This window comes from Curtobacterium sp. B8 (assembly GCF_000333315.1).
Taxonomy (GTDB): domain Bacteria; phylum Actinomycetota; class Actinomycetes; order Actinomycetales; family Microbacteriaceae; genus Curtobacterium; species Curtobacterium luteum.
The window spans coordinates 1-6,744 of sequence record NZ_BACW01000169.1 but is presented as its reverse complement, the minus strand read 5'-3'; the positions used below and the strand labels follow the sequence as shown (position 1 = coordinate 6,744).

Below are 6,744 nucleotides of genomic sequence, written 5' to 3'. Positions count from 1 at the left end.
TCGAGGGAGTCGTACATCGCCAGCAGACGGTCGCGGGGCGTGCCCGCGGCGGCGACGGCTTGCTCGATGCCGTGCTCCCAGTACTCGTGCCGTCCCGTCAGCACGGCTGCGACGAGCTGCTCCTTGCCCGGGAACGCCGCGTAGAGCTTCTTGAGCGACACCCCGGCGCCGGTGCGGATCTCGTCCATCCCGACCGACTGGATGCCGCGCGCGTAGAAGAGCTCGTCGGCGACCGCGACGATGTGCGCCCTGGTGTCCGCCTCGACCGTGCTCGTAGCCATGTCGTACCCCGTTCCCTGCGTGTTCACCGTTCCCGTGTTGCAAGGGGAACGATCGTTCTCTAGTGTAGGGGACATCAACGGGGAACGACCGTTCTCCGTCAGGTGCAGGGGAAGGGAACCATCATGGGCAGCATCACCGTCGGGACCGAGAACAGCGTCGACATCGCGCTCCACTACGAGGACAAGGGATCGGGCCAGCCGATCGTCCTCATCCACGGCTTCCCGCTCGACGGCAACTCGTGGGAGGGGCAGGTCCCGCCGCTCCTCGACGCCGGGTACCGCGTGGTCACGTACGACCGCCGGGGGTTCGGCCAGTCCTCGCAGCCGTCGACCGGCTACGACTACGACACCTTCGCGGACGACCTGCACACCGTCCTCGAGACCCTCGACCTGCGCGACGTCATCCTCGTCGGCTTCTCGATGGGCACCGGTGAGATCGCCCGCTACATCGCCCGCCACGGAGAGGAGCGGATCGCCAAGGTCGCGTTCCTCGCCTCGCTCGAGCCGTACCTCGCGATCACCGACGACAACCCGGACGGCGCCGGCCCGATGTCCTTCTTCGAGGGCATCGCCGCCGACGTGAAGAAGGACCGCTACGCGTACTTCACGAACTTCTACCAGGACTTCTTCAACCTCGACGAGAACCTCGGCTCGCGGATCTCGGAGGAGCAGGTCCGGAACGCGTGGAACGTGGCAGCCGGTTCGGGCTCGATCGCATCCGCCGCGGCGCCGCTCACCTGGCCGACCGACTTCCGCGAGGACATCCCGAAGGTCACCGTCCCGGCGCTCATCGTGCACGGCACGTCGGACAACATCCTGCCGATCGACGCCACCGGCCGCCGCTTCACCAAGGCTCTCCCGCACGCGGAGTACGTCGAGATCGAGGGAGCCCCGCACGGCCTCCTCACGACGCACACCGCCGAGGTGAACGAGGTCCTGCTCGGCTGGCTCACGAAGTAGCCGTTCCGGCGCTGGTCGCCGGCGCACAACCGAAGTCACCCCGCGCCGCGGTTTTCCGCGGTTCGGGGTGACTTTGGTTGTGCGGACGCGAACCGCGTGGCGCCGCGCTCAGTCCTCTTCCGGTGCGTCGTCCGGGTTGGTCACCTGCGCGTGGCCGGCGGGGTCGAGGTGGATCGACGTGCCGTCGTCGAGCTCGACGATCGGCTTCCCCTCGAGGAACGTGAGCGTCCACCCCCACGACGACGTGTCGACGGACTCGGCCGCGAGCTCCTCCTCGACCCCCTGCACGGCGACGACCATCGCTTCGGGGAGTCGCGCAGGCGGCTGCCCACCCACGCTCCATCGTGTGCCCAACTGCATCCGTGCCTCCAGTCCGGTGCGGGCCGACCGGTCGCGGACGCGAGCCGGCCGACCGTGCGACGCTACGCCGGCTGTTCCGCCAGCTCGATGTCGACGACGGCCAGCTCGGCGCCGTCCGTGAACGACAGGTCCGCGATGCGACCGACGGCCGCGAGGTCGACGGCAGCACGCTCGATGAGCGCACGCGTCTCGGCGGGCGCGGCGACGACCGCCCGCGTCACCGGCGTCTTCTGGGACGCCTTGGCCGCCGTCTTCGCACCGCGGATGCCGATGAGCGCCTGGCCGACGGCCGCGAGCAGGCCCGACGGCCCTGCACCCAGCCGGTCAGCTGCACCCGGCCCCGCGGCGGCCGCCAGGCCGCTCGCAGTAGGCCACTGTGCGCGGTGCACGCTGGTCTCGTGGGTCCAGGCCCAGACCTCTTCGGTCGCGAACGGGAGGAACGGTGCCAGCAGGCGGAGCAGCGCGTCGATCGCGGCGCGCAGCGCGAGGACCGCGCTCGCCTGCGTCTCGTGCGTCGCGTCGGTCGCGGTGCCGTAGGCGCGCTCCTTCACGAGCTCGAGGTAGTCGTCGCAGAACGTCCAGAAGAAGCGCTCGGTGACCTCGAGTGCCCGGGCGTGGTCGAAGCCGTCGAACGCGGCCGTCGCCTGCTCGATGACCGATCCGAGCTCGGCGAGCATGTCGGTGTCGAGTGCCTCGGTCACGGCGTGCGCGCCCTCGGGCAGCGGGAAGCCGTAGACGAACTTCGCCGCGTTGAGGACCTTGATCGCCAGGCGTCGGCCGACCTTGATCTGCTTCGGGTTCTGCGGGTCGAACGCCGCGTCCGTGCCGAGCTTCGAGGAGGCCGCCCAGTACCGGACCGCGTCCGCGCCGTGCTGCTCGAGGATCGACAGCGGCGTGACGACGTTGCCCTTCGACTTCGACATCTTCTTGCGGTCGGGATCGACGATGAAGCCGGAGATGCTCGCGTGCTTCCACGGCACGACGTCCGCCTCGAGCTGGCTGCGGAGCACCGTCGTGAAGAGCCAGGTGCGGATGATGTCCTGCGCCTGCGGCCGGACGTCGTACGGGAACACCAGGTCGTACAGCGCCGGGTCGGACTCCCACTTGCCCGCGAGCTGCGGGGTCAGCGACGAGGTCGCCCAGGTGTCCATGACGTCGAGCTCGCCCTGGAAGCCGCCCGCGACACCGCGCTGCGACTCCTCGTAGCCGGGGGCCGGCTCGGACGCCGGGTCGACCGGGAGCTGGTCCTCGGTCGGCACGATCGGCTGGTCGTACACCGGGTTGCCGTCGGCGTCGAGCGGGTACCAGACCGGCAGCGGCACGCCGAAGAAGCGCTGGCGGGAGATGAGCCAGTCGCCGGAGAGGCCGCCGACCCAGTTGTCGTAGCGGACGCGCATGAAGTCCGGGTGGAACGCGATCTCCTCGCCGCGCTTCCGGAGCGTGGTCTTGAGCTCCTCGTCACGCGCGCCGTTCACGATGTACCACTGGCGCGTCGAGACGATCTCGAGCGGCTTGTCGCCCTTCTCGAAGAACTTCACCGGGTGGTTGATGGTCTTCACGTCGCCGATGAGCTCGCCGGACTCGGTGAGGGCGTCCACGACGACCTTCTTCGCCGAGAACACGGTCTTGCCCGCCATCTCCGCGTAGAGCGCCTTGCCCTGCTCGCTCGCGATCCACGTCGGCTCGTCGGAGCGGACACGGCCGTCGAAACCGATGATCGCGCGGTTCGGCAGCTGCAGCTCGCGCCACCACACGACGTCGGTGGTGTCGCCGAAGGTGCAGACCATCGCGATGCCGGCGCCCTTGTCCTGCTGCGCGAGGTGGTGTGCGAGCACCGGGACCTCGACGTCGAACAGGGGGGAGCGGACCGTGGTGCCGAAGAGGTCCTGGAAGCGCTCGTCGTCGGGGTGCGCGACGAGGGCGACGCAGGCGGGGAGGAGCTCCGGGCGGGTGGTCTGGATGACGACGTCGTCCCCGCCGTCCGTCCGGTGGAAGGCCAGGCCGTGGTAGGCGCCGGGCATCTCCTTGTCCTCGAGCTCCGCCTGGGCGACGGCCGTGCGGAAGGTGACGTCCCAGAGCGTCGGAGCGTCGGCCTGGTAGGCCTCGCCGCGCTCCAGGTTGCGGAGGAAGGCACGCTGGGCGCTGGCCCGCGAGGTGTCGTCGATCGTGCGGTACGACTGCGTCCAGTCGACGGACAGGCCGAGCGTGCGGAAGAGGTGCTCGAACTGCTGCTCGTCCTGCACGGTCAGCCGCTCGCACAGCTCGATGAAGTTGCGGCGCGAGATCGGGAGCTGGTCGGCGGCCTTGCTCGACTTGGTGTCGCCGCCCTCGAACGGCGGGACGAAGGCCGGGTCGTAGGGGAGCTGCGGGTCGCAGCGGACGCCGTAGTAGTTCTGCACGCGGCGCTCGGTCGGCAGCCCGTTGTCGTCCCAGCCCATCGGGTAGAAGACGTGCTTGCCGCGCATCCGCTCGTACCGGGCCTTGAGGTCGGTGTGGGTGTACGAGAACACGTGACCGATGTGCAGCGAGCCCGAGGCGGTCGGCGGCGGGGTGTCGATCGAGTAGACGGCGGCGCGGTTTCCGGCGGCGGAACGGTCGAAGCGGTAGGTGCCGTCCTGCTCCCAGACCGGGCCCCAGACGTCTTCGAGTCCGTCGACCGTGGGCTTCTCGGGCATGGGCTTCGACATGGCGGGCCTTCCGTTCGGTGCGGTGCTGGGACCGCTCTGTGCGGCACCGAGTCCGTGGTGAGGTGCCTGAATGTCCACGCACGTGCGGCGCGGTACCCCCGATGGTAGCGGCTCGCACCGTCGTCGCCGACGGCCGATACCACACCGGCCTGACGGACACGCCGGGCGTTTGGTAGGCTGTCGGAGTTTGTCCGGCGGACGCGGGGTTCGCGAGGACTGCAGTGACGCCGTCCGCCGGGCGCCCGAAGGCAAGACTCAGCACTACCGGAGGAACGATTTGTCACCGAACCAGACCAGCCCCGCGAACGGCGATCGGCCGCTGCGGACGAAGGGCGCCGTGAAGCGGGCCCGCCGCAAGCTGACGAAGGACGACGTCACCGTCGTCGAGGAGTCGCTGCTCAAGCGCGCCGTCGCGGCCGCCGCCCTCGGCAACGCGATGGAGTGGTTCGACTTCGGCATCTTCGCGTACCTGACGGTCACGATCTCGCAGGTGTTCCTGCCGAAGGGGGACCCGGCGGCCAACGTCGTCGCGACCTTCGGGTTCTTCGCGGCCGCGTTCATCGTGCGCCCGATCGGTGGGGCCGTGTTCGGCCCGATCGGCGACCGGATCGGCCGGCAGAAGGTCCTCGCACTGACGATGATCCTCATGGCGGCCGGCACGCTCATGATCGGCCTGATCCCCTCGTACCAGACCATCGGCTTCTGGGCGCCGGTGCTGCTGCTCGTGGCCCGCTTCGTGCAGGGCTTCTCGACCGGTGGCGAGTACGGCGGCGCCGCGACGTTCATCGCCGAGTACTCGCCGGACAAGCGCCGCGGGTTCATGGGCTCGTGGCTCGAGTTCGGCACGCTCGCCGGCTACGTGCTCGGCGCTTCGATCGTCACCGGCCTGCAGTTCGGCCTCTCCGAGGACGCACTCCTCAGCTGGGGCTGGCGCATCCCGTTCATCGTCGCCGGTCCGCTCGGCCTCATCGGGCTCTACCTCCGTCTCAAGCTCGAGGAGACCCCGGCGTTCCAGAAGCAGCAGGAGCAGGCCGCCGAGCGCGAGTCCCAGAAGACCCCGTTCCTCCGCCTCTTCGCCGAGAACTGGCGCTCGCTGCTCATCTGCATCGGCCTGGTGCTGGTCTTCAACGTGACCGACTACATGCTGCTGTCGTACATGCCGACGTACCTCGAGCAGAACCTCGGCCAGAACGCGACCTTCGGCCTGATCCTCATCGTGATCGTGATGATCCTGATGATGGTCGTCATCACGTTCGGCGGTCGGCTCTCCGACCGGTTCGGCCGACGCCCGGTGCTGGCCGCGGGCTGCATCGGCTTCTTCCTGCTGTCGTGGCCGTCGCTCAAGCTCGTCCAGAGCGGCACCGGCGTGGGGGTGTTCTTCGGCCTCCTCATCCTGGGGCTCGTGCTCGTCACGTTCACCTCGACGATGCCCTCGACGCTCCCCGCGCTGTTCCCGACGATCATCCGTTACGGGGCGCTCGCGATCGCGTTCAACGTCTCCGTCTCGCTCTTCGGTGGCACCACCCCGCTCGCGACCTCGGCGCTCATCAACGCCGCGAAGGACGCCGGGCTCGGCTGGGCCGAGGACATCCCCGCGTTCTACCTCATGGTCGCGGCCGTGATCGGCCTCGTCGCGGTGTACTTCACGAAGGAGACCGCCGCCACCCCGCTGATGGGGTCGGGCCCGACGGTCGCGCACGAGGACGAGATCGCCGCGGTCATCGAGGACTACAACGACCCGGAGTCCGACCTCGCCCAGTCCGACTGGGCGAAGGACTTCTCGACGAGCGAGATCCCCGTGATCAGCGGCGACGCGCCGACGTCCGGCGGTGAGCGCACGGAGCCCACGGGCTCCTGACGACCGGCCTGGAGGCGCGGTGCGGATCCGTCCCGCACCGCGCCTCCGGTCGTCCGGTCGCGCTGGTGCGGGTCGCGCGCTGCCGCGAGTCTTGCGCTGCCGCGGGTGTCGCGCTGCCGCGGGTGTCGCGCTGCCGCGGGTCTCGCGCTGCCGCGAGTCTCGCGCTGCCGCGGGTCGCGCGCCGCTGCGAGTCTCGCGCTGCGCGACATCGCTCGTGCGTTCGACCGCGATGAGTGTCGCGCAGCACGAGTCTCGGCTCGCGCAGCGCGAGTCTCGGGTCGCGCGGCACGAGTCGGCCGCGTCAGGCGGCGGGGGCGGTCGGCCCGGAGGCCAGCACCTCGGCCGCGCGCAACAGCTGCGCCGTCACGGCGTGCGTCGGTCGCGAGAGCACCCGCTCGGCCGGTCCCCGTTCGACCACCGCGCCCTCGTGGACGACGAGCACGTCGTCCGCCATCCGTCGGACCGCCCGCAGGTCGTGCGACACGAAGAGCATCGCCACGCCGGTGTCGTCCCGCAGTCGTTCGAGCAGCCCGAGCACCGCGTCCTGCACTGTGGCGTCGAGCGCCGTGACGGGTTCGTCGAGCACGAGGACCTCGGG

5 protein-coding genes and 1 pseudogene are annotated in these 6,744 nt (G+C 70.0%); 2 read left to right on the top strand and 4 right to left on the bottom strand.

Features of this window, described 5'->3' with window-relative positions; genetic code table 11:
• Nucleotides 1–281 (bottom strand): TetR/AcrR family transcriptional regulator (locus I59_RS04165; RefSeq protein ID WP_031272825.1); only part of this gene is annotated, 281 nt, incomplete at its 3' end.
• 123 nt (nt 282–404) lie between these two features.
• On the opposite strand from I59_RS04165, the gene I59_RS04160 reads away from it, so the two are divergent.
• On the top strand, nt 405–1,241 hold the full coding sequence (locus I59_RS04160; protein WP_022902791.1) for an alpha/beta fold hydrolase: 837 nt from the start codon (nt 405–407) through the stop codon (nt 1,239–1,241).
• Between the two features lie 108 nt (nt 1,242–1,349).
• On the opposite strand, the gene I59_RS04155 is transcribed toward I59_RS04160, so the two are convergent.
• Both I59_RS04155 and valS read right to left on the bottom strand, forming a co-directional pair.
• Nucleotides 1,350–1,577 (bottom strand): hypothetical protein, encoded by a 228-nt coding sequence (locus I59_RS04155; RefSeq protein ID WP_229728086.1) that lies wholly within the window; start codon nt 1,575–1,577, stop codon nt 1,350–1,352.
• 86 nt (nt 1,578–1,663) lie between these two features.
• On the bottom strand, nt 1,664–4,288 hold the full coding sequence (valS, locus tag I59_RS04150; protein WP_042726449.1) for a valine--tRNA ligase: 2,625 nt from the start codon (nt 4,286–4,288) through the stop codon (nt 1,664–1,666).
• Nucleotides 4,289–4,565: 277 nt separating this feature from the next.
• On the opposite strand from valS, the gene proP reads away from it, so the two are divergent.
• Entirely contained in the window at nt 4,566–6,146 is a 1,581-nt protein-coding gene (proP, locus tag I59_RS04145) for a glycine betaine/L-proline transporter ProP (RefSeq protein ID WP_022902789.1), read from the top strand.
• 301 nt (nt 6,147–6,447) lie between these two features.
• Here the strand turns inward: proP and I59_RS22600 are convergent.
• Nucleotides 6,448–6,744, bottom strand: a pseudogene (locus I59_RS22600) (ABC transporter ATP-binding protein); the annotation flags it as partial.

Excerpts from the sequence above, each read along its gene's own strand:
- I59_RS04160 (WP_022902791.1), top strand. The coding sequence starts at position 405 with ATGGGCAGCATCACCGTCGGGACCGAGAACAGCGTCGACATCGCGCTC.
- valS (WP_042726449.1), bottom strand. The coding sequence starts at position 4,288 with ATGTCGAAGCCCATGCCCGAGAAGCCCACGGTCGACGGACTCGAAGAC.